The 21,664-nt window shown below is 63.5% G+C and carries 18 protein-coding genes, 1 pseudogene and 1 riboswitch; of the genes and pseudogenes, 2 read left to right on the top strand and 17 right to left on the bottom strand.

Going from position 1 to position 21,664, the window contains the following annotated elements; translation table 11 throughout:
* Positions 1-295 precede the first annotated feature (295 nt).
* The 7 genes from A3AY_RS0104630 to A3AY_RS0104600 form a co-directional block, all read right to left on the bottom strand.
* Entirely contained in the window at positions 296-1,228 is a 933-nt protein-coding gene (locus tag A3AY_RS0104630) for a lipid A biosynthesis lauroyl acyltransferase (protein ID WP_018324517.1), read from the bottom strand.
* An 11-nt stretch (positions 1,229-1,239) separates the two neighbouring features.
* Positions 1,240-2,268: a zinc-binding dehydrogenase gene (locus A3AY_RS0104625; protein WP_018324516.1), complete on the bottom strand. Its 1,029-nt coding sequence runs from the start codon at positions 2,266-2,268 to the stop codon at positions 1,240-1,242.
* Between the two features lie 54 nt (positions 2,269-2,322).
* On the bottom strand, positions 2,323-3,609 hold the full coding sequence (locus A3AY_RS0104620) for a beta-ketoacyl-ACP synthase (RefSeq protein ID WP_018324515.1): 1,287 nt from the start codon (positions 3,607-3,609) through the stop codon (positions 2,323-2,325).
* A gap of 13 nt (positions 3,610-3,622) precedes the next feature.
* A complete protein-coding gene (locus tag A3AY_RS0104615; protein WP_018324514.1) occupies positions 3,623-4,828 on the bottom strand; it encodes a beta-ketoacyl-ACP synthase in 1,206 nt (401 codons plus the stop codon).
* 2 nt (positions 4,829-4,830) lie between these two features.
* On the bottom strand, positions 4,831-5,316 hold the full coding sequence (locus A3AY_RS0104610) for a 3-hydroxyacyl-ACP dehydratase FabZ family protein (RefSeq protein ID WP_026203111.1): 486 nt from the start codon (positions 5,314-5,316) through the stop codon (positions 4,831-4,833).
* A 240-nt stretch (positions 5,317-5,556) separates the two neighbouring features.
* Positions 5,557-5,835 (bottom strand): acyl carrier protein, encoded by a 279-nt coding sequence (locus tag A3AY_RS0104605; RefSeq protein WP_003502893.1) that lies wholly within the window; start codon positions 5,833-5,835, stop codon positions 5,557-5,559.
* A gap of 87 nt (positions 5,836-5,922) precedes the next feature.
* A complete protein-coding gene (locus A3AY_RS0104600) occupies positions 5,923-6,876 on the bottom strand; it encodes a LysR family transcriptional regulator (protein WP_018324512.1) in 954 nt (317 codons plus the stop codon).
* Between the two features lie 110 nt (positions 6,877-6,986).
* On the opposite strand from A3AY_RS0104600, the gene A3AY_RS0104595 reads away from it, so the two are divergent.
* Positions 6,987-8,012, top strand: coding sequence for a zinc-dependent alcohol dehydrogenase family protein (locus tag A3AY_RS0104595; protein WP_026203110.1), 1,026 nt, complete (start codon positions 6,987-6,989; stop codon positions 8,010-8,012).
* 63 nt (positions 8,013-8,075) lie between these two features.
* Here the strand turns inward: A3AY_RS0104595 and A3AY_RS0104590 are convergent, their stop codons facing one another.
* From A3AY_RS0104590 to A3AY_RS34470, 6 genes and pseudogenes are all read right to left on the bottom strand, one after another.
* Positions 8,076-8,504: a L,D-transpeptidase gene (locus A3AY_RS0104590; protein WP_051108291.1), complete on the bottom strand. Its 429-nt coding sequence runs from the start codon at positions 8,502-8,504 to the stop codon at positions 8,076-8,078.
* Between the two features lie 144 nt (positions 8,505-8,648).
* The gene (gene cbiB, locus A3AY_RS0104585; RefSeq protein WP_018324509.1) at positions 8,649-9,632 is read right to left on the bottom strand and encodes an adenosylcobinamide-phosphate synthase CbiB; all 984 of its coding nucleotides are present in this window, start codon (positions 9,630-9,632) and stop codon (positions 8,649-8,651) included.
* Positions 9,633-9,644: 12 nt separating this feature from the next.
* On the bottom strand, positions 9,645-10,649 hold the full coding sequence (cobD, locus tag A3AY_RS0104580) for a threonine-phosphate decarboxylase CobD (protein ID WP_018324508.1): 1,005 nt from the start codon (positions 10,647-10,649) through the stop codon (positions 9,645-9,647).
* Positions 10,646-11,950 (bottom strand): cobyrinic acid a,c-diamide synthase CobB, encoded by a 1,305-nt coding sequence (locus tag A3AY_RS0104575; protein WP_018324507.1) that lies wholly within the window; start codon positions 11,948-11,950, stop codon positions 10,646-10,648. Before A3AY_RS0104575 ends, cobD begins: the two co-directional genes overlap by 4 nt.
* Positions 11,947-12,789, bottom strand: a complete 843-nt coding sequence (cobA, locus tag A3AY_RS0104570) for a uroporphyrinogen-III C-methyltransferase (protein ID WP_018324506.1) — start codon at positions 12,787-12,789, stop codon at positions 11,947-11,949. Before cobA ends, A3AY_RS0104575 begins: the two co-directional genes overlap by 4 nt.
* A 113-nt stretch (positions 12,790-12,902) precedes the next feature.
* Positions 12,903-13,307: pseudogene (locus A3AY_RS34470) on the bottom strand (cobalamin biosynthesis protein); the annotation flags it as partial.
* 338 nt (positions 13,308-13,645) lie between these two features.
* Here A3AY_RS34470 and A3AY_RS0104560 point away from each other — a divergent pair.
* Entirely contained in the window at positions 13,646-14,431 is a 786-nt protein-coding gene (locus A3AY_RS0104560) for a TSUP family transporter (RefSeq protein ID WP_018324504.1), read from the top strand.
* Positions 14,432-14,443: 12 nt separating this feature from the next.
* On the opposite strand, the gene cobO is transcribed toward A3AY_RS0104560, so the two are convergent.
* The 4 genes from cobO to cobU form a co-directional block, all read right to left on the bottom strand.
* Positions 14,444-15,082 (bottom strand): cob(I)yrinic acid a,c-diamide adenosyltransferase, encoded by a 639-nt coding sequence (gene cobO, locus A3AY_RS0104555; protein WP_018324503.1) that lies wholly within the window; start codon positions 15,080-15,082, stop codon positions 14,444-14,446.
* 48 nt (positions 15,083-15,130) lie between these two features.
* On the bottom strand, positions 15,131-19,279 hold the full coding sequence (gene cobN / locus A3AY_RS0104550; protein WP_018324502.1) for a cobaltochelatase subunit CobN: 4,149 nt from the start codon (positions 19,277-19,279) through the stop codon (positions 15,131-15,133).
* Positions 19,280-19,504: 225 nt separating this feature from the next.
* Positions 19,505-20,569, bottom strand: coding sequence for a cobalamin biosynthesis protein CobW (cobW, locus tag A3AY_RS0104545; protein ID WP_018324501.1), 1,065 nt, complete (start codon positions 20,567-20,569; stop codon positions 19,505-19,507).
* Positions 20,570-20,572: 3 nt separating this feature from the next.
* Positions 20,573-21,097, bottom strand: coding sequence for a bifunctional adenosylcobinamide kinase/adenosylcobinamide-phosphate guanylyltransferase (gene cobU, locus A3AY_RS0104540; protein WP_018324500.1), 525 nt, complete (start codon positions 21,095-21,097; stop codon positions 20,573-20,575).
* Between the two features lie 142 nt (positions 21,098-21,239).
* A riboswitch (cobalamin riboswitch) is annotated at positions 21,240-21,639 on the bottom strand.
* Between the last annotated feature and the right edge of the window lie 25 nt (positions 21,640-21,664).

Below are 21,664 nucleotides of genomic sequence, written 5' to 3'. Positions count from 1 at the left end.
TTGCGCGGCGCATGGTCGGTCGTCCGGAGCGCCTGCAATCGGCTTGCCTTAAGAAGTCAACTTACACCCGCGCAAACCGTATTCAACACCCGAGCACCGGCCGGAAACGTTACCGTTGAAATTATTTCAGGCAGTTGCCGATTTGAGCGACATTCGGCCGGCGGATGGCTGGTAGGGAGCCGCCCACGGGCGGGCGAGCCTCGATCCGAGGACCAGCGCGGTCGGCGTCAGCAAGGGTGCGGATTCACAGCCGGGAAGAGGCTCGCAGCAGGCGCCTTCCTCGCCCCGCTGCCGATCAGTCCTTCAGGCTGCGCTTGATATTCCAGCGGTCGTGATACCAGAGCCACTGACCCGGATACTCCCTCACCCAGCGCTCGACCTTGTCGTTGAGAAGCTGCGCCGTCGCGTTGACGTCAACGCTGCCGTCAGCCCTGCGCGGAATGGTGATGGCCGGTTCGAGCTCGAGCCGGAAGCGCCCGTTCGGCAGCCGGATCGAGCGGGCCGGATAGACCTCGCAATTGAACTGCCGCACCAGCTTGGCAAGCAATGGATTGGTGCGGACGTCCCGGCCGAAGAACTTGGTCGTCAGTCCCTTGCGGAACTTCTGGTCGACGAGCACGCCGACGGCGCCGCCCGCCTCCAGCTTGCGCGCGAGCGTGAACGAGGAACCGGCATGCGACGGCACGAGACTGCCCATCCGCTGCTTGCGGAAATTGAACACCTTGTCGGCGACGTAAGGGTTGTTGGGTGGGCGGAAAAGCACCGTCACGTCCAGACCGAAGGCCGCACCCGCAACCGGCAGCAGCTCGAAATTGCCGCTATGGGCGGTAAAGACGATGAACGGACGCGGATTGTCGCGCAATTCGACAAACAGCGGGATGCCGGAAACCTCGATGCGGCCCGGCTCCGGGTTTGCCGGATCGAAATCGAAGAGTTCGTCGAGAAAGACGTATTCGGCCGCCAGCCTGCCGATACTGCCCCAGCTTTCGAGCGCGATCGCCTCGATCTCCGCCTCGCTCTTTTCGGGAAAGGCATTGCGCAGATTGGTCATCGTCAACCTGTGCCGGCGCTTCAGCTTCGGCCCGAGCCAACGGGTGAAACGATCGGCAAATTCGATGGCGCCATTGGCTGGAAACAGCTTGAGCGTACCGAGCAGCAGGAAGACGAACTGCGCAATCGCCCATTGGCGGAAATGCTCCACCGCAAGAACCAGCCGTGTGATCAGCATGCGCACGATGATCAGTCCATTCGCAGGATGATTTTGCCGAAGACCTGCCGCGTTTCCATGCGCTCCAGCGCCTTGTCGATTTCGTTGAAACCGACTTCGGTGTCGATGACCGGATGGACGAGGCCGCGCGCCATCTTCTGCATGGCGTTGGCCATGTTCTCCATGCGGCAGCCGAAGGAGCCGAGCAGCTTCAACTGCTGCTGGAACAGCATCATCAGGTTGATCTCGGTGGAAACGCCGGAGGTCGAGCCGCAGGTGACCAGACGCCCACCACGCTTCAGGCTGAACATCGAGGCTGCCCACGTATCCTTGCCGACATGTTCGAAGACGACGTCGACGCCCTTCTTCTTGGTCAGCTTGCGCACGACACCCTCGAAGCGATCGGTGCGGTAGTTGATGACATGATCGGCGCCAAGCGCCTTCGCCTTCTCGATCTTGTCGTCGGAACCGACCGTCGTGATGACGGTGCAGCCGATCTTCTTGGCAAGCTGGATCGCCGCCGAGCCGATGCCCGAGCCGCCCGCATGGATGAGGATGGTTTCGCCGGGCTCGAGCTTGGCATTGTCGAACAGCATGTGCTCGACCGTACCGAAGGTCACAGGAGCGACAGCCGCAGCCACCGCATCGACACCGGGAGGAGCCGGCACGAGCAGGCGCGCCGGCAGGTTGACCTTCTCCTGGGCAAAACCGTCGAGATGGAAGCCGTGCACGCCGCCGACATGCTCGCAAAGATTGTCACGGCCTTCCCGGCACGCTCGGCAGAGGCCGCAAGTGCGCGCGCCGTAGATCGAGACGAGTTGGCCGGGCAGCACATTGGCGACACCCGGGCCGATCTGATCGACCACGCCCGACGCTTCCGCGCCGATCACCAGCGGCATCTTGCGCTTGGCAAAGGCCATGCCGCGCCAGCCCCAGACATCGATATGGTTGAGCGCGACGGCCTTGACCCGCAGCGTGACCTCACCGGGTCCCGGCGCTTCCGGCTCGGGAAGGTCGGTGATTTCCAGCTTGCGGTCGTCGATCAGTTGCAAAGCGCGCATGATATTTTAGTCCTTCGCCCAGGGGCGTCTTCATCAAAATTGCCGCCTGTCGGATTAGGCGGGTTCCGCCGTCATGACAAGGCTGGCGTTCTGGCCGCCGAAGCCGAAGGAATTCGACAGGACCGCAGAGACGCTTGCTTCCCGCTTCACGTTCGGCACGACGTCGAGCACGATCGACGGGTCAGGATTGGTGTAGTTGATCGTCGGCGGCAGTGTGCCGGTCAGCATGGTCTGCAACGAGAAGACCGCCTCGACTGCACCGGCCGCCGTCAGCGTGTGGCCGATCATCGACTTGTTCGACGACACCGGGATGCTGGCGAGCGCCTCGCCGAACACCGCCGACATGGCGCCATATTCCATCTTGTCGTTTTCCGGTGTCGAGGTGCCATGGGCGTTGATGTAGCCGATGCCGCTTTCGGCAAGCCCGGCATCGGCCAGTGCCGCGCGAATCGTCGCGATCGCCGGGCCGCCGTCCGGCGACGAGCGGGTGCGGTGGAAGAGGTCCGCCTTCTCGCCGCAGCCCTTCATGATACCGAGTACGCGGGCGCCGCGGGCAAGCGCCGCCTCCAGGCTTTCGAGCACCAGCGTCGCCGCACCTTCGGCGATGACGAAGCCGTCGCGATCCTTGCTGAAGGGCTTGGAGGCCTTCTCCGGGGGATCGTTCTGGGTCGAAAGCGCCGACAGTAGCGAGAAGCGGATCAGCGCTTCGGCGCTGACCGAACCGTCGGTCGCAACCGTCAGCGCGCGGGTGGTGCGGCCCTGACGGATCGCCTCGACGCCGAGCTGGATCGCGGTCGCGCCGGAAGCGCAGGCGGTCGAAAGCGTCACCGGCAGGCCGCGCGTGCCGAAGCGATCGGCGAGGCGCTCGGAAATGGCGCCGAACAGCATGGCTTCGTGGAAGACGGGATCGGCCTTGTTGCGCAGCACCGCCATGAACCGGTCATAGGCATCGCCAGGGCGCTCGGAGGCCGGTGCCCGGTCGGCGAGCGCAAAGCGGTCGCTCCATTCCGGCTCGATCGGCGGCGCGGCAAGGAACAGCGGCCCGTTGAAATCGCCGGAAAGCCCGGCCTGCGCCAGCGCCTCCTCCGTCGTCGCACGAGCGAAGGCATAGGACCGCTCGACGGAGTTTTCCGCCGGCACATCGATGAAATCGACGGTGCCGGAAATGCGGGTCGACAATCCTTCCGTCGGAAAGCGCTTGATCGCGTGGATGCCGGAAACGCCAGCGGTCAGCGCCGCCCAATTGTCCTTCAGTCCCTGGCCGAGCGAGGTGATGACGCCCATGCCGGTCACCGCGATGATCGGCCGGCCGAGATGATCGGTGAATTTCGATGCAGTCATGATGGCTCACTCCTCACGCATTGGCCGACAAGAGGGCAACGCCCTCGCCGCGAACATGGCCGACAGTTGTGACCACGGCCGCCGTTGCCCTGGCGGTCATCGCCCTTTCGTGACCGGCGTCGAACGGCGGAACCTTCGCTCCGCCGTCAAGCGTCAGTGCAGCGAGCGCCAGGCCAAGCGGGAACTGGGTCTCAAGCGCATGGCCGGTCAGGCCACCATAGGCGCGAAGCGCCGCACCCGGAACCGCTGTCCTAAGCACCGCCTGCTCGCGCGCAGCCAGATCCTGAAAGCCGGTCGTGCCGCAGAAGACAACAGTCCCCTCGCCCGCCAGTTCCTTCGCCGGCTCCAGCAGCCGTTCGAGCCGCGCTTCCAGCCGGCCAGCCTCCCGGCTGCCGCGATCGCCCTCGATCGTGTCGATCGCCGCATAGATGTGGGCGCCGCGCGCCTCCGCATGAGCGCGCGATTCCAGGACGAGGAAAGCGCCGACCGAACCGAGGATCATGCCGCCGCCGTCTTCGGCCTTGCGCGCCCAGAGCGGCTGCCACTCGCCACGGGCGTGGCCCTGGATCGCCTCGATCAGCAGCAAGACGTCCTTTCTCTCGGCCACGAAGGCGCCGCCGACGAGCGTATGACTGGACTGGCCCGCCTTGATGCGGGCGAAAGCGGTTTCCACGGCCGAAATGCCCGCTCCCTCTTCGCCCATGAAGGTACGGGAGGAGCCGGTCACCTTGTGGACGATGGAGATGTTGCCGGCCATCAGGTTCGAAAGCTGGGCGAGGAACAGCGTCGGACGCAGCTCCGTCGTCAGCTTCTCGTTGAGCAGCCGCTCGCGGTCGTTGCGCTTCAGCCCCTCGTCGACAATCAGCGAATCGACGGTGATGTCGCGTTCCCCGCCCCCGGCCGCCACGATCATGTCCATGCTGCTGCAGGCTTCAAGGTCATCCTTGAAGCCGGCGTCATCCAGTGCCAGCCCTGCCGCGAAGACGCCGAGGCGCTGCCAGTTTTCCATCTGCCGCTGGTCGCCGCGTTTCGGAATCTGTTGCGACCAGTCGATCTCCGGCAGCGGGTGCACCGGATAGGGGGCGAAACGCTCGGTCTCGACGCGCACGACAGGCGTCTGGGCAGCAGCGAGAACCGCAGCATGAACCTCCGTGCCGACGCCCTGGCTGGTGACGATGCCGACACCGGTGATCACAACATCATTGGCCGATTTGCCCATCGTCATTCCCCCGTCGCGGCCGTGGCTGCCATCGCCGCCATCAGCCCCACTTCTTCGGCACGCTTCCTTACAATCGGGCCAAGCGGCACCTGATCGAACGGCATGGTCCGCAGTTTCAATTGCGCGTCGCAGACCTTCTTGCCCTGCGAGGTGATTTTTGCCTTGGTCACGGCAAAGCCGGAGCCGTCATGCTCCAGAAAAGCCTCGATGTCGAGGACGGCTTCCGGCTCGACGAAGGTGCGCATCTTGGCGCCATCGACCGACATCAGGAACGGCATGGCCGCAAAACCGGTCGCCGCCAGGACGAGAAAACCCGAGGCCTGCGCCATCGTCTCGATCAGGAGAACGCCTGGCACCAGCGGATAGCCGGGAAAGTGGCCCTCGAAGACGGGGCTCTTGGCGGGGACGACCGAGCGCGCCGTCAGCGTCTTGGCGGTAAGATCGAGGGTCTCGACCCGGTCGATCATCTGAAAATATTCAAGGAGCATCAGGAGCAAATCCAGCTGGCCCGGAGCGCGGCGCATCGCGATACAGCGCCTGGAATGCTCCGGATTTCAAATCCGCGCACGACCTCGCCAGGTGTGGCCCGTCCGAAACCGGTGCGGTGGCGCGATCATGCGACCGTCAAGTAAAAACGCAAATGCCGCCTGTCAAGCGCAGTCCACGCGACAGGCGGCATTGATATGGTTGTTGCACGTGTTCCCGCGTGGTTGAACGCGGAACATTCGTCAGCCCTTGGCGGCCCTCAGTTCGTCGATCTTGGCGCAAAGGTTCTTGAGGACGAAATATTCCTCCGTCGAGACCTTACCTTCGTTGACTTCCTGGGTCCACTGCTCGAGCGGAATCTTGATGCCGAATTCCTTGTCGATCGCAAAGACGATGTCGAGGAAGTCCAGGCTGTCGATGCCGAGATCGTCGATCGTGTGGCTTTCCGGTGTAATCGTCTCGCGGTCGATTTCGCTTGTCTCCGCGATAATATCCGCAACCTTGTCGAATGTAGCTGTCACGCGCTTACCTCTTTCGAATGCATGTTTTGGCGAACCTATAGGTAATTGCGGCTGAAAAGCCAATGGGCCTGAGCCCGAGAGTTGCAATTATGGAAAGGGTGTTGCGCAAACATCAGACGGCTGGCCACCGGCCTCGTCAAGCCGGGTCGCCGCAGGCAGGCCCTCGGCCAGGGCGTCGAGGGCAAGCCGTACCCTGAGCGGCAGATGTGGCGTCTGCGGCCAGACGGCGTAGCAGTCGAAAGAAAGCCTCGATTCATTCTGGAAGAGACAGACGAGGCTGCCGTCCCTCACCCGGTCGCGCACGAGCCAGCATGGCAGCCAGACGAGGCCCAGCCCCTGCACGGCAGCGTCCGCGATCATCTCGAGATCATCGAAGCGCATGCGCGAGCGCGGCATGATTTCGAGGTCCGGCGCGCCCTCGACCGGGAAAAGCCAGGAGCGCACCCGACCGGAGCGCGCATAGAGGATCGCCGTGTGATCAAGCAGGTCTTCCCGCGTCTTCGGCACGCCGTGGACCTGCAGATAGCCCGGAGAGGCGCAGACGGTCATGCGCTGGTGCGCCAGGCGCCTGACCATCAGGCCCGGCCATTCGCCAAGCGGGCCATTGCGGATGGCGAGATCAAATCCGTCGTTGACGAGATCGACCCGGCTGTCGGTGAAGTTCAGGTCGAGCTCGAGTTTCGGATGGTCCTGCGCAAACTTCAGCAGAATCGGCGCCGCACAGCGGCGACCGAAAAGAACCGGCATGGAAACCCGCAGGCGGCCGGCAACTTCCTTGCGCCCCGATTCGAGCATCGCCTCGCCTGCCCGCAACTCTTCAAGCGCGCGCAGGCAGCGCTCGTAGAAAGCCTGGCCATCTTCGGTCAGCGTCTGGCTGCGTGTGGTGCGGTGGAACAGACGAGCACCAAGCCGCTCCTCCAGCCGGCCGATGGTCTTGGCCACGGCAGAGCGGGACAGGTTCAGCCGCTGCGCTGCCGTGGAAAAGCTGTCGGACTCAACTGCTTCGACAAAGACGGACACGCCATTCAAACGATCATTCATCAATTTGTCGCTCTCGAGGAAACAATTATCGGAAATCTTATCGCCACTGACGAATGAAAAGCAATGCTAGTTTCGCCGCATTCATGGAGCCTACCAAGCAGGAGACAAACATGGCGGACACAATGAGGCGCTGGTCGATGGCGGCCATCGGACGCGACAAGCTGAAGCTCGAAACGGTGGCGGTCCCGCGACCGGGCCCGGCTGAAATCCGCGTCAAGGTGTCGGCCGCCTCGCTCAACTATCGCGACAAACTGGTTATCGAAACAGGCATGGGGCTGGCGCTGCCGCAGCCTTTTGTCCCCGCATCCGACATGGCCGGCGTCGTGGACGCGATTGGACCCGGTGTCACCCGCTTCAAGCCCGGTGACCGGGTCATTTCCACTTTCAAGCCGGATTGGATCGATGCCGCAGACAACGGCAATGCGCGCGTACCGGCCTATCAGACGCTTGGCGGCGTCTATCAGGGTGTGCTTGCCGAGTATGTGGTATTTCCGGACAATTGGTTCTCTGCGGCGCCCGAAAGTCTGAATGATGCCGAGGCGAGCACCCTGCCCGTCGCCGGTCTCACCGCGTGGTTCGCTCTGATCGAGCGCGGCGGGCTGAAAGCCGGATCGACGGTGCTTGTCCAGGGTACGGGCGGCGTCGCGCTGTTTGGCCTGCAGATCGCCAAGGCGCATGGTGCGACGGTCATCGTCACGTCGCGAAGCGATGAAAAACTGGAGAAGGCAAAGGCGCTTGGCGCCCATCATGGCATCAACAGCAGCGAGGAAGACTGGGTCGAGGCCACCTACCGGCTTACCGGTGACGCTGGCGTCGACCATATTCTGGAGATTGCCGGCGGTCCGAGCCTTGCCCAGTCGATCCGCGCCGTGGCGGTGCACGGAAAAATCTCGCTGATCGGCGTTCTCGACGGTTTCGAGATCGCGGGACCAGCCGGACCGCTGCTACTGAAATCACCGGTCATCCAGGGCATCAGCGTCGGTCATCGGCGCGCTCTCGAGGACTTTTCCCGCGCCATCGATTCGACAGGCATCAAGCCCGTCATAGACGCACACTACCCGCTCGAAGACCTGCAAGCCGCGCTCAATCATCTCGACCGGGGGCCGTTCGGCAAGATCGTCATCAATCTGAACTGAGCGCAACAAGTTGAGCAGAGGCTGGCGGAACGCCAGCCTCGAATAGTTCGGCGGTCGTTCAGCTCAACGCGTGACGATAATCCGCGTGTTGCTCAGACCGTTCTGGCTGGCGAGCGAAAAGAACTCCGCGGCATTTTCCGGGTGAAGGCGGATGCAGCCGTGCGACGCCGGGCGGCCGAGGCGTTTCAGGTCATAGGTCGCGTGTACGGCATAACCGCCGTTGAAAAACACCGCATACGGCATCGGCGCGTCGTCATATTTGCGCGAGCGATGGTTTTTCGACAGCCACTTGGCACTCCAGCTGCCTTTCGGGGTGACATACCCCTTGCGCGCGGTCGATACCTTCCAGCGATGGCGGACGATGCCGTTCTGCGAGACTGTCATCGTTTGAGAAGAAAGACTGACATTGGCAATAAGATTGGCGGCAAAGGCAGTTGGTGAATGAATTTGCGTGAACAAGAAGGCCAAAAAGACCACGGCAATTCTAGGCATTAAAGTCCTCTCCCGAGATACGCACCTTACCGGTGTTTACAACGGACGTAGACCTAACGTTATTCGAATGACAATCGCTTAAGCCACATGGAAAATGCCGGATTAACAAAGCCCGTGTTTTCTCTTGCCGATGCAACAACGAAGCTAAAATATACTGGCAGCGACAGCGACAAGCCCGACCAATACAACAAGGGTTGCACAGGCGCGGTAGAATAGCGAAACACCGGCTTCCACGTCGCCGACCGTTGCGACAGCCCGGCCGGACCCATTGATCATCGGTTCGTTGACAAGAGAGCCCGCATAGATCCGCGGACCTGCCAGTTGCACGCCGAGCGCACCGGCCATCGCCGCCTCCGGCCAGCCGGAATTGGGCGAACGATGCAGACCATGATCGCGCAACGCCGTGCCGAGGGCGCTGCGGGCGGCACGGCGGCCGTCCGTGAACGCGGCACCCACGGCGATGAGGAAGATCGACAGCCGTGCTGCGGGCAGGTTGGCGAGGTCGTCGAGACGGGCGGAAGCCCAGCCGAAATGCAGATATTTCGGGCTCTTGTGACCGACCATCGAATCAGCGGTGTTGAGCATCTTGTAAGCGAGGAGCCCCGGCAGACCGAGAAAGGCATACCAGAAGGCAGGCGCGACGACGCCGTCGGAAAAGTTTTCGGCCAGGCTTTCGATGGCCGCACGGCAGACCGCAGGCTCGTCAAGGGTTTCCGGATCCCGGCCGACGATCATCGACACCGCCTTGCGCCCGCCTTCCAGCCCGCCGGTGCGAAGCCCGGAGGCGACGCGCGAAACGTGATCGGCAAGGCTTTTCTGGGCGAGGAAGATGGCGACGAGGATCGCTTCGAGCGCCACGCCGACGAGACCCAATGGAGAAAACAGCCGATGCAGCAGAAAGCCGCAGACGAGGCTCCACGCCAAAAGCGCGGCGATGACGAGGGCACCCCTGAATTTCAGCGTCTCGTCGCCCAGACGCTTGCGATTGAAGGTCCGGTCACACCAACCGATCATTGCGCCGAACAGGACGACCGGATGCGGCAGACGGCGCCAAAGCCAGTCCGGATCACCGACAATGCGGTCGAGCAGCAAGGCGGCAACGAGGACAACGAGGGTTTCGGTCGACATGCAGGGATCCGTTCAGGCGAGGTCTGCCCGGCGCAGGGCATCCGCCAAGCGTGTATCGCCTGCAACGTCCGGCGCAAGTCCAATCCTCAGCCAGGACGGCGCATAGTCGAATTTTCTCGTCAGGATGTGAGCCTCGCACAGATGCGCGTGGAGATGGGCAGCCCGCTCAAGTTCCACCAGGGTAAAAAGCGGCGTGCCGCCGACGATTTTCAGCGCAGCATTGCGTAGAACAGCGTCAAGCGCGGCGTGGCGCTCGGTGATCGCCGATTGAACGGCGCTCGTATCGCCGTCCATCAGCGCCTGCGCGATCACCAGCGCCGGTCCCGATACCGGCCATGGCCCAAGCCACTCGCGGAAGGCTGAGAGCACCGGCTCGCCGGCAATGACGAAGCCGAGCCGCAGACCGGCGAGACCGAAAAACTTGCCGAACGAGCGAAAGACGATCAGATTGCCGTGCTCGACCGCCGAGCGCGCGACGCTCAGATCAGGCCGCGTGTCACCGAAGGCTTCATCGACCAGCAGCATGCCGCCATTCGCCTTCATCCGGCGCGCCATGGCGGTGATTTCGCCCGGAAAACAGGCGTGCCCCGTGGGATTGTTGGGATTGACCAGGATCGCCAGCGCGTGCTCGCCCATCAGTTGGTCATGCCCCGTTATCTCATCGACGGCAAAGCCTGCGGCCAGCAAGACGCGGGCATATTCGCCGTATGTCGGGGCGAAAATGGCGACACGCCGGCCGGCTTCAACCAGACGCGGCAGAAGCTGGATCACCGACTGCGTGCCGGGAACCGGAAGCGGCAGGACATCGCCGCTGCGATAGTAGCGGGCGGCGGCGTTTCGCGCGGTATCGACCAGGTGACGGTCCGGCAACCGGTGCCAGGCGTCGAGCGGAATATCCGGCAAGGCAACAGGATTGGGATTGATGCCCGTCGACAGATCGAGCCAGTCTTTCGGCTCGCCGCCGAAGACGGCTGCGGCTTCGGTGATGCCGCCGCCATGGATGATCGCCGCGCTCATGGGACCATGGCCATATCGACGATATGCATGAACGAGCCGGCCACTTGCCCCCGCCGCAACCCGGCAGCCCCGAGCGGCGTGCCGACGGCATCGGTGGTGTCGAACAGACGCTCGGCGTCGCCCTCGGACAGGATCGAAGCATAGTGAAATTCATGCGCCATCAGCGGACCGTCAAAGAAACTGGTGTCGAGCGGCCTCACCCGCCGGTAGCCGAGATGCCGCTTGCGCACGGCAAAACTGGTCGCGAGCGGCAGGAAACCCAGCATCTCGTAGCCTGCGCCATCGGCTGCGACAAGCATCTCGCCAAGTACCATGTAACCGCCGCACTCGCCGAAAATCCGGGCGCCACGGTCGCGGGCCGCCGTCATGCCCGACTTGAACTGCGCGGCATTCGCCAATGTCCCGGCGTGAAGCTCGGGATAGCCGCCCGGCAAATAAACCGCGTCGGCGTCCTCGGCGGGCGCCTCGTTGGCGAGCGGCGAAAAGAACGATAGTTCGGCACCCGCCTTGCGCCAGCCGGACAAAAGGTGCTCGTAGCAGAATGCGAAAGCGATATCGCGGGCGATGGCGATCTTCTGGCCAAGCGGCTTCAGTTGCAGCACATCAGTATTTGAGCGGCGCGGGAACGCGGACCGTGCCGCCGACAGGATCGCATCCAGATCGCAGCCCTGCTCAACATGCACCGCCGCCCGCTCGATAAACGCATTCAGTTCGCCATGTTCACCGGCCTGCACGAGCCCAAGATGGCGTTCGGGCAACTGCAGGGAAGCATTCTGCCGAAGCACGCCGAAAACCGGCATATCGGTCGTTTCCAGCGCGTCGCGCAACATGCTTTCGTGGCGATCGCTGCCGACCTTGTTGAGGATCACGGCCGCAACGTGAACGTCGGCGCGATGGCCCGCAAAACCGCGCACCAAGGCCGCCACGGAATGCGCCATGCGGGCGCAATCGACAACGAGGATGACCGGCAGTTCGAGCAAGGCAGCCAGATCGGCTGGCGATCCGGTCCCGTCGGCGGCCGCATCGTAAAGCCCCATCATCGCCTCGATGATCAGCGCCTTGCCGTCGGCGGTCGCCGCGGCCGCGTTGGCGCGCAGCAGGTCCGGCCGCATCGCCCACGGGTCGTAGTTGAGGCAGGCCGTGCCACTCGCCGCCGTATGAAAAGCCGGGTCGATATAGTCCGGCCCCGCCTTACCCGGCGCCGAAGCAATGCCCCGATTGCGCAGGGCGCGCATCAATCCGAGGGTCACCGTCGTCTTACCCGAACCCGAAGACGGTGCCGCAATCAACAGGCCTGTCATGCCGGGTCCTTGAAGGCGCGGCTCGACAGCGGATCGGCATCGAGAACCCGACCTTCGAGTGCGCCCAGCCAATCGAGTGCCGAGCGCAGGCGAACGACTTCGCCGACCACGACGATGGCCGGCGGTTCGAGCCCAGCGGTGGCGACATCCGCCTCGGCGCGCCCCAGCGTCGTCTCCAGCACCGACTGCTCAAGCGTCGCGGCATTGCAGACGAAGGCAACCGGCTCCTCCGGCGAGCGGCCGGCGGCGATCAGATTGGCGGTGATCTGGCCGATATGCTTCATCGCCATGTACATGACGATGACCGGCGAGCCCTTGGCGATGCCCTCCCAGTTGATGCGGTCGGGAACGACACCGGACGAATCGTGGCCAGTGAGAAAGGTCACGGCGTGATTGACCTCGCGATGCGTCACCGGAATGCCGGCATAGGCAAGCCCGCCGATACCGGCCGTGATGCCCGGCACGATGCGAAACGGGATGCCGTGCTCGACCAGCGTCAGAGCCTCCTCGCCGCCGCGGCCGAAAACGAAGGGATCGCCGCCCTTCAGCCGCAGCACGCGCTTGCCCTGGCGCGCCAGTTCGACCAGTCGAAGGGAAATGTCCCGCTGCTTGGGCGAAGGCTTGCCGCCGCGCTTTCCGGCAAACTCCAGCACCGCGCCGGCTTTCGCCATTGCCAGGCAATCGGAATTGACCAGCGCGTCGTGAACGATGACATCGGCCTGGCGCAACGCATTGAGCGCAAGCAATGTCAGGAGGCCGGGATCGCCCGGACCTGCGCCGACGAGCCATACGGAGCCGGGCACGAGTTCGGGCAGACCGGAAAACAGCGCTTCCGTCATGGCTTCGTCCTTGGCGCAGTTCGCAACATCCGCGCTGAATGAGATTGCGAAGATAAAGAATCGTTTTGCTCGCAAACGGCGGCAACATCCTCGATTGATTCGACAAACACGCCACCGGCCACCGCCGCGGTTGCATTCGCAGACTTGATTTTCGGCACGATCAGCGAACTTGCCTGGCCGGCTGCAGCCAGCGCCGCGGCCTCCGCCACACCATGGCAGCCAGTCAGCGCAAAAACGATTTCCGAAGGGTTTTTCAGCCGTGCGGTTTCGGCCTCGAGCGTCCCGGCATCGAAGACACGGAAGGGAACGGAGAAGTGGGCGGCGGCGGCGATCATCGCCGGCTCCTGCGCGCGCGCATCGAGCGACGCCACACAGGCAAGCGCATGGCGATCGATCCTGGCGGCCGCCATCGCCTCTTCGGCAAGCCGGATTACTTCGTCAGACGGCGTACCGCGCTCGCAGCCGAGGCCGAGAACGAACGGCGCTCCCACCAACGGATTGCCGGTATTCACATGCATCAGAAAAGAGGCCTCCCCACGCCGTATGGTTACGATACGCGGGCCTTCGACGCCAAAGAAGCGTCGAAGCGGTCTGGACAGCACCGGATGAAGCCCCGTGGATGGGTCGGCCGCACCGGACGCTCTTTCAGCCCACCATGATGGGCACCGTCGCACGTTATTCTTTTTACCGAACAGCACCTGACGGGTCAAACCGGATTGCGTCATTCGGCATGCGGCCAACGCCACAATGCGGAATGTTCCAACGTCGATGGGGATCAACCACGCAGGCTGTCTTTGCTTTTCCGGGCAACCTCTGACAAACAGGGCCGAATTTCCCCGCTTTCAGCGAGTCTCCCTTGCACGATCTTGCCCCCCAACTCTTCGCCCTGCTGTTTGCTGCTGCATTTCTTGCCGGGTTCATCGACTCGATCGCCGGCGGCGGCGGCATGATCACCATTCCCGCCATGCTGATCGCAGGCATTCCGCCACTCGAGACGCTGGGCACCAACAAGCTGCAGTCGCTGTTCGGCTCGGGCTCGGCAAGCCTTGCCTATGCCCGGCATGGCCATGTGAGCCTTCGCGAGCAACTGCCGATGGCGGCCATGTCGGCCCTGGGGGCAGCGCTCGGTGCCATACTGGCGACGGTGGTGCCGGGGCACGTGCTGAAAACCGTCCTACCCTTCCTGCTGGTGGCAATCGCGCTCTATTTCGCCGTCAAGCCCAGTCTTGGCGATGCCGACAAGGCGCAGCGGATGACGCCCTTCCTGTTTTCGCTGACGCTGGTACCGGCCATCGGCTTTTACGACGGCGTTTTCGGCCCGGGTACCGGATCGTTCTTCATGCTCGCTTTCATCGCCCTTGCCGGGTTCGGCGTCCTCAAGGCGACCGCCCACACGAAATTCCTCAACTTCGGCTCCAATCTCGGCGCCTTCGTCGTCTTCGTGCTTTACGGCGCAGTCCTGTGGAAAGTCGGCCTGCTGATGGGCGCCGGCCAGTTCGCCGGCGCTCAGGTCGGTTCGCGTTTCGCCATGAAGAACGGCGCGAAGATCATCAAGCCGCTGCTGGTCGTCACCTGCATCGCGCTGGCGATCAGGCTGCTGGCCGACCCGGCGCATCCGCTCCGGGTTTGGCTTGGTTGGTAGCCGCAGAGACGCTCAGTATTCCACCCCGACCTGCGCCTTGATGCCGGAGCGGAAGGGGTGCTTGATCAGTTCCATCTCGGTGACGAGATCCGCCGCCTCGATCAACTCTTCCTTGGCGTTGCGGCCGGTCAGGACGACATGGGTCATGTGCGGCTTTTCTTCCTTCAAAAACCGCACGACCTCCGCGACATCGATATAGTCGTAGCGAAGGGCGATGTTGATCTCGTCGAGCAGCACCATGGAATTGCGCTCGTCGCGGATCAGTTCCTTGGCCTTCTCCCATGCCTTCTCAGCCATGGCGATGTCGCGGGCGCGGTCCTGCGTTTCCCAGGTGAAGCCCTCGCCAAGGGTGTAGAACTGGCAGAGATCGCCGAAGTGCTTTTCGATCAGATCGCGCTCGCCCGTCTCCCAGGCACCCTTGATGAACTGGACGACGGCGGACGGCATGCCGTGGGCGATATGGCGGAAGATCATGCCGAAACCGGCCGTCGACTTGCCCTTGCCCTTGCCGGTATTGACGATAATCAGGCCCTTCTGATCCGTTTTGGTCGCCATGATCTTTTCGCGCGCGGTCTTCTTCTTCGCCATTTTCATGGCATGGCGGGCCTCGTCATTGCCGGGACCGGTGTCGGTCGTTTGATCTTCGCTCATGGTGTGTCCTCTCAGAATTTGATTGTTTCTCGAACGACGCGCTGTGGCCTACTCGGCGGCCGCCCGGCCCTGCAGTTCGAAACGCGCCGAATTGGAACGCGGCGACCACAGGCCGCGGTCGATCGCCTCCAGCAGCTTGTCGGACATCTCGCGCAGCGCCGCCGGGTTCTTGTCTTCCATGAACTGGCGGACGCGATCATCCATGACATAGGCCTGGTAGACCGCCTCGAAATGGTGGCTTCGCACCGCCCCGGTCGTTGCCGCGAAGGCGAACATGTAGTCGACCGTCGCGGCGATCTCGAAAGCGCCCTTGTAGCCGTGGCGCATGACCCCCTCGATCCATTTCGGATTGACGACGCGGCCACGCACCACCCGGCCGATCTCTTCCTCCAGCGAGCGGATCACCGGTTTTTCCGGGCGGGAATGATCGTTGTGGTAGATCGACGGGCGCGTGCCCGACATCTGCTCCACCGCAAGGCTCATGCCGCCTTCGAACTGGTAATAGTCGTCGCTGTCGAGCAGGTCGTGCTCGCGATTGTCCTGATTCTGGACGACGGCCTCGACCGTCTTCAGCCGTGCTTCGAGCAACCCGCGCTCGGCCTTGCCGTCCTCGCCGGCGCCATAGGCGTAGCTTCCCCAGGTGAGATAAGCATCGGCCAGGTCGGCGCGGCTTTCCCAGCCCTTTTCATCCATCAAGGTCTGCAGCCCTGCGCCATAGGCACCGGGCTTGGCGCCGAACACGCGGTAGGAGGCGCGCCGCGCGGCCTCCTTCGGCGCAATGCCGGCCGCTTCGAGGCGGCTGGTTTCCGCCCGCATCCGTGCGGCGATCATATTGTCGGCATCGTCTTCCTCAAGCGCCCCGATGGCCCGGATCGCATTGTCGAAAAGCGCGATCTGATCCGGGAACGCATCGCGGAAAAAGCCGGAGATGCGCAGGGTCACGTCCACACGCGGACGCCCCAGCACGGCAAGCGGCACGATCTCGTAACCCGTCACCCGCCGCGACATCATATCCCAGGTCGGCCTGGCACCGATCAGCGCCAAGCCTTGCGCAATATCGTCGCCGCCGGTACGCATGTTCGAGGTGCCCCAGGCCGTCAACCCGAAGGAGGTTGGCCATTCGCCGTGGTCCTGCAGGTAGCGGCGGATCAACAGCTCCGCGGACTTCTTGCCGAGCTCGAACGCCGCCGGAGTCGGCACGGCGCGGCTGTCGACGGAATAGAAATTGCGCCCGGTCGGCAACACGTCCGGCCGCCCGCGCGTCGGCGCGCCGGAAGGACCGGGCGCAACGAAGCGGCCGTCGAGGCCTCTCATCAGCGCTGAGATCTCGGCGGGGCCGGATTGAACGATCGACGGTTTCAGGCGAGTTTCGATGTCCTGCAGGACAGCTTGCGTTGCGCTCCAGTTTTCCGGGCAACGGCATTCCCCGGAGACCAGCGCTGCAGCCAGAATCTCGATGCGCTCGACCGTGTCGCCGGCGGTCCGCCACGGCACGTCGCTGAGCTCAGCCAGCACGGCAGGCTTCGGACCGGTCCAGGCATCGGTCAGGACACAGTCGAGCGGGTCGAAGTGTCTTTCATTTATTCTTGTCGCGGAGGGAGAAATACCCCCCTCTGCCCTGCCGGGCATCTCCCCCTCAAGGGGGGAGATCGCTGGAGAGCGGCCTTGCCTCCCGCTTGAAGCTTCCTCTGGAGCAATCTTGACAGGCGATCGCAGGGGATCAATCTCCCCCCTTGAGGGGGAGATGTCCGGCAGGACAGAGGGGGGTGCAGCGACATTCAGCAGCCCTGCATCCTTGGCTATCGCCCGTTGCAGGCTCTGGTCGCCGCCCTCGCCCTGACCGCGCGGCACGCGGGCCAAAGCCACCGTCAGATCGGTCAGAAGGCGACCTTCCGGTGCCACGCCAAACACGTGCAGGCCGTCGCGGATCTGCAGTTCCTTGAGGTCGCAGAGATAGGCGTCAAGCTTCTCCAACGCCTTGTCCTCGGCGTCCGTGCGCGCGATGCCGGCGTCCTGATCGAGGCCGATGTCGCGCACGAGGTCGAGTATCTGCTTGCTCAAGAATCGCAGGCGGCGGGGATCGCCGCCGGCCGCGTCGTAATATTCGTCTACCAGCGCCTCGAGATCCTTGAGCGGCCCGTAGGATTCGGCCCGGGTCAGCGGCGGCGTCAGGTGGTCGATGATGACGGCACTGGTGCGGCGCTTGGCCTGCGTGCCCTCGCCCGGATCGTTGACGATGAACGGATAGAGATGCGGCAGCGGCCCGAAGACGGCTTCGGGATAGCAGGTTTCCGACAGCGCCAGCGCCTTACCGGGCAGCCATTCGAGGTTGCCGTGTTTGCCCATATGGATGATGGCGTGGGCGCCGAATTCCTGTCGCAGGAAGGCGTAGAAGGCGAGATAGCCGTGCGGCGGCACGAGGTCCGGCGAGTGATAGGTTTCCTTCGGATCGATGTTGTAGCCGCGCGCCGGCTGGATGCCGACGACGGTCGCGCCGAAGCGGGCGAGCGGCAGGGCGAACCGGCCGTCGCGGAAGAACGAATCCGCCTCGGGCTTGCCCCATCTTTCAACGACCTGATTCTGAATCTGAACCGGAAGAGACGCGAAGAAGGCTTTGTATTGATTGAGCGTAAGCGTCTCGCGGATTTCGCAATCCGCCCGCGCCGCGTTGGTTGGCCCTGCCATCAGGTGGCGGATCAACGCATCGCCGTCGCCTGGGATATTGTCGATCTCGTAGCCAGCGGCGGCCATCGCGTTAATCACTTCGATCGTCCCGGCCGGCGTATCCAATCCGACACCGTTGCCGAGACGGCCATCGCGATTCGGATAGTTCGCCATGATGATCGCCACCCGCCGCTTGCGCGGCGCGGTCTTGCGCAGCTTCACCCAGTTGGCCGCGAGTTTCACGGCGAAGGCGATACGGTCGGCGAGAGGCTCATGGCCGACGATATTCGCCTCGACATTCGGATCATAGACGGCGGCCGCCTTGAACGAGACCGCGCGTGACAGGATACGGCCATCCACCTCGGGCAGCGCCACGTTCATCGCCAGGTCACGGGCCATGAGACCCTGGGGCGAGGCCTCCCACGCCTTGCGGGTCGAGCCCGAGAAGATGACCTGCAGGACCGGCGCGTCGGTGAATTCCAGCACCGTCGGCTGACGATCGGCGCCCGGCGCCGAGACCGCAAAGCCAGTGGCATTCATGACCACGTCCGGCGGCGCCTCGCCGAAGATCGCTTCCAGCGTGCCGATCGACACAGCGTCCTTGAGGCTCGAAACGAAGACCGGGAGAACGGTCACTCCCTCGGCGGCGAGCGCCTCTATCAGGGCTTCCACCGGCCTGGTTTCGCCGCTTTGGACGAGGGCGCGGTAGAAGCAGAGGGCAACGATTGGCCCTGAGGTCCGACCTTCCGAGAACAGAGGGGGGGTCCCCCCCTCTGCCCTGCCGGGCATCTCCCCCTCAAGGGTGGAGATCACTGGGGGACGTTCTCGCCTTTCAAACCCTTCCGCGCCGTCTTTGGGTTGGTTCGGCTGCCGCGGGTCAATCTCCCGCCTTGAGGGGGAGATGTCAGCAAAGCCGACAGAGGGGGGTAACACACCGCGCGCACCAAACCCCACCGCTTTCTTCCAGGCGTCAACACCGATCACGCCCTCGCCCGGCCACCAGATACCGGCCTTGAGCAGCGGCGCGGCAGGCTCAGGCTTTTCAGAACCATCGATCAGCGCCTCGGCATAGGCGAGCAGCCGCGCCATATTGTCGGCGCCGCCCTCGGTGAAATAGGCCCACATCCGATTGCGGTCATCGGCGGCAACCGTCGAAAACGGCTCAAGGCCCGGATCCGGCTTGTCATGGCCCGGCAGGACGGCGATCTGGAATTTCTGCGTGACGGCAGCGGCATGCAACGCCTCCAGCACATACTGGAAATAGCTGGCGCCGCCGAGCGGGCGGACGATGATCAATTTTGCGTGCCGCGCCGTGCGTTCGACATAGGTATCGACCGACATCGGATGCTTCAGCGTTAAAAGGCTTGCCACCCGCAAGCTGGATTTGCCTTGTCGTATCCGGTGCGCAGCGGCGATCGCCGAAAGCTCGGTGTCGGCGGCGGACAGGAACAGGATATCGGCCGGCGACTGACCGAGGTCGATCGCTTCCTCGCCGTCCGAGATGGTGCCTTTCTGGGCTAGGAGGAGATGCATGTCATTACCTGCTTCCCGGAGAGAAAGATCCCCTCCCCAACCCCTCCCCACAAGGGGGCGGGGCTAATCTGCCGCGCCCTCCTGCTCAGCCAAACAAACTCATTCAGGGAGCGAGCCAGCGAAGCAACCATAGGGCAAAACGGTCGCGGCAAACGCAGCCCAAGCCCCTCCCCCTTGTGGGGAGGGGTTGGGGAGGGGATTTTTTCTCGCCCGGTCAAAATACCCTCAAACTGCCGCTGCAATGGCGGCGCGGACGGCGGCCTCGTCCATGTCGTGCAGCCCGATGACGACGAGGCGGGTGCCGCGGGTCTCGCCCGTCGCCCAGGCGCGGTCGAAATACTGGTCGATGCGGGCGCCGACGGCCTGGATCAAGAGGCGCATCGGCTTGCCGGGCACCTCGGCGAAACCCTTGAGGCGCAGCACGTCGTGTTCGGCGATGACGGTCTTCAGCCTTTCGATAAAAGCGACAGGGTTCTCGATCGCGCCGAGTTCGACGACGAAGCTGTCGAACTCGTCATGATCGTGCGCTTCGCCATTCTCATGTTCCATCTCGTGATGGGACTTGCGGTTGGCGATGTCGCTTTCGGTACCGACGCCGAGGCCGAGCAGCACGGCGGCCGAAACCTCGCCGTTCTTCGCCTCGATCATCGAAGGCTTGCGGCTGGTGCGGGCAGCAACTTCCTTGCGGACGAAGGCAAGGCCGGTCGAATCGAGCAGGTCGGTCTTGTTGAGAACGATGAGGTCGGCGGCAGTGAGCTGATCCTCGAACAGTTCCTCGATGGGGCTTTCATGATCGAGATTGTCGTCCTCGACGCGCAGGGCATCAACCTTGTCGTGGTCATCGGCGAAGCGGCCGGCGGCAACAGCAGCACTGTCGACGACGGTGATGACGCCATCGACGGTGACTTCGCTGCGGATTTCCGGCCAGTTGAAGGCGGCGATCAACGGCTGAGGCAGGGCGAGGCCGGAGGTTTCGATGACGATGTGGTCCGGGCGGTTCTCGCGCTCGAGCAGCTTGGTCATCGTCGGGATGAAATCGTCGGCGACGGTGCAGCAGATGCAGCCATTGGTGAGCTCGATGATGTCGTCCTCGCTGCAGGCTGCGGCGCCGCAGCCCTTCAGCACGTCGCCGTCAACGCCAAGATCGCCGAACTCGTTGATGATCAGCGCGATGCGCCGGCCGTTGGCGTTTTCCAGGATATTGCGGATCATCGTCGTCTTGCCGGCGCCGAGAAAGCCGGTAATGACGGTGGCCGGGATCTTGCCGTGGGCGGCTTTTGCGAGTGTCATGGATCAACCCTTCATTTTCAGCGGCAATCCGGCCGCGATAAAATAGACTTCCGCGGATTTCTCCGCAATGAGCTGGTGCAACCGGCCGGCATGGTCGCGAAAGTCGCGCGCCATGCGGTTTTCGGGCACGATGCCGAGGCCGACCTCGTTCGAAACGAACACCAGCCGCGCCTTAGCCTGCGGCAACCATTCGACCAGCTTTTGAAACTCTGCCGGCAGGTCGCGATTCTCCATCATGAGATTGGTGACCCAGAGGGTCAGGCAATCGATCAGGATGACACGGTCGGCCGCGTCGATCGCTTTCAGGCGGGCGGCAAGTTCGAGCGGCTCCTCATGCGTCTGCCAATCCGGACCCCGCCGGATGCGATGCTCGGCAATCCTTGCCTGCATCTCGCCGTCCCAGGCCCTTCCGGTCGCGACGTAATGCATGCCGAGACCCGACGTGGTGACGAGTTTTTCAGCGAACGTCGATTTGCCGGAACGGGCGCCGCCGAGGACCAGCACGGGTCCTGCTGTCGTCGATGTCATGGAACGATCCCAGCCTTAATGTTCGCCGGGAAATACGCAGGCGCTCAGGCGAGAAAGGCAAGAACTGCCGCTGCGAGAGCGGGATGAGAAAGCCATGACAACCTCCGTGCTGGCATCGGGAGCGTCTCTCCCTGGATCGGGCACGATGCCCTTGAGGATGGCAGGTCTCCTGGCTCACGGCGTCACGGACCTCATCAAAGGCCCGAACGGGTCCGCCTCGCCTTCCCGAAGTTTTTCGCGCCAGATTGCGTGACCGCAATCGACGGGCATCACGAAGAGGTGGACGATTCGTAGACATAGAGGCGTCCGGCCCCGGCTGATCGTGATGCCACTCCAGTGGCTTTTCCGGTTGGACCGGCCATTCCGCACGCCGCACCACGCGGCCTGTCCGGAAGTCGGTTTTCCCGGATGGCGAACCCTGACCGTTCTACAGTCGCGGGGTCGGCTGCGATAAGAATGCCCGGCTTGGGTCCATCCCTTCACATTCCCATTTACTCCCGAACCGAAACGCCGGTCCGGGAACCATCCAATGGCTGATGATTAGGCGCTCCGCCGGACCCTGTCAAT

It is taken from the genome of Rhizobium giardinii bv. giardinii H152, assembly GCF_000379605.1.
Taxonomy (GTDB): domain Bacteria; phylum Pseudomonadota; class Alphaproteobacteria; order Rhizobiales; family Rhizobiaceae; genus Pararhizobium; species Pararhizobium giardinii.
The sequence above is the reverse complement of the archived record's forward strand: the minus strand, read 5'-3'. Positions and strand labels throughout refer to the sequence as shown.